Here is a 1456-nt window from a genome sequence, read left to right as displayed (position 1 = left end):
GGCCCGGGCGGGGCCGGCTTCGGCGGCGGCACCGGCGGTATCGGCGGCGCCGGCGGCTGGTTGATGGGCGGAGCCGGTGTGGCCGGCGTGGCCGGCGCTCTCAACGGCACGAACGGCGGTCAAGGTGGCCAAGGAGGTCTGGGCGGAGCCGGCGGCCTCGCCACCCGCCTGTTCGGCGGCGCCGACGGCAACAGCGGTGCGGTCGGCAGTGGTGGCCAGGGCGGCGTGGGCGGTGCCGGCGCCAACGACAACGGCGTCACCGCTGCCGGTATCGGCGGTAGAGGCGGCGACGGCGGTACCGCCATGCTCGGCGGCGTCGGCGGCGACGGCGGTGCCGGCGGTGCGGGTGGCGCCGCCGGGACCACGAGCGTCGGCGGCCACGGCGGCAATGGCGGCACCGGTGGCAATGGCAGCACCGGCGGGGACGGTGGTGCCGGCGGTGATGGTGGCGGCGGCAGCGACACCCACGGCTCCGGCAGCGGCGGCAACGGCGGTGACGGCGGCGTCAGCCTTGCCGGCATCGGGGGCAGGGGCGGAAACGGTGGCGACGGCGGCACCGTGTTCACCAGCCGACCCGACAACGTCAACCTGGCCGCCGGCAACGGTGGCAACGGTGGCACCGGCGGGGTCGGCCCGACCGGCGGCGCCGGCGGCCACGGCGGCCATGGCGGCAACGCCACCGTCAACACGCTGAACCCGAATATCCAGGCGGGCGCCGCCGGTGGCGGCGGTGGTGACGGCGGCCTGGGCGGCAACAGCAGCGGCGGCGGTTTCGGGGGCAACGGTGGCAACGGCGGCGCCGGAGGTACGGCCGTCCTGAGTACCAGCCCCAGTTCGCAGCCCATCGTCGGTGACGGCGGCGATGGCGGTGGCGGCGGCACCGGCAGCCCGGGCACCACCGGTAACTTCGGCGGTGCCGGGGGTGGCGGCGGCGCAGCCTTTGTTGCCACTCTGGGGCCCATGAACACAACCGGTGGCACCGGAGCCGACGGTGCCGGCAGCGGGGGCGGCAGCGGCGGCGCGGGTGCCTTCCTCACCGGCAAGGGGGTCGCCGGTGCCGCTGGCGGCGGTGGTGGAGGCGGCGGCATCCTCGGCGGCACCGGAGGCGCGGGTGGTGACGGGGGCGACGTCCACTCGTCCTACCCATCGGGTAACCCCACGGGCGGTGCCGGTGGTACCGGCGGTGGCAACGGCGTTGGTGGTGCCGCCAGCGGCACCGGTGCCACGAACGGCGGGGGCGGTGCGGGCGGCGGCAGTGGCATGGGTGGCGGCGGTGGCGGTGGTGCCGCCCTCGACACGGTCGTTCTCAATGGCACCGCCGCGGTGACCGGCGGGACTGGCGGCAACGGCGGCTAGTTGCATCTAGTTGCAACGCCTTGCGCCAGTCGGGTGGCCCCGGGGGTGGGGCGAGCAGACGCGAAAGTCCCCTGATTCGGTACGAATCAGGGGCTTTCGC

General features: G+C 76.2%; 1 pseudogene. It reads left to right on the top strand.

The window, feature by feature from the left end:
• Positions 1-1356 (top strand): annotated as a pseudogene (locus A9X01_RS31970) (PE family protein); the annotation flags it as partial.
• Between the last annotated feature and the right edge of the window lie 100 nt (positions 1357-1456).

The organism is Mycobacterium asiaticum (assembly GCF_001668675.1).
Lineage (GTDB): Bacteria > Actinomycetota > Actinomycetes > Mycobacteriales > Mycobacteriaceae > Mycobacterium > Mycobacterium asiaticum_D.
Note: the sequence above shows the minus strand (reverse complement) of the source record. Positions and strands in the feature narration are given on the sequence as shown.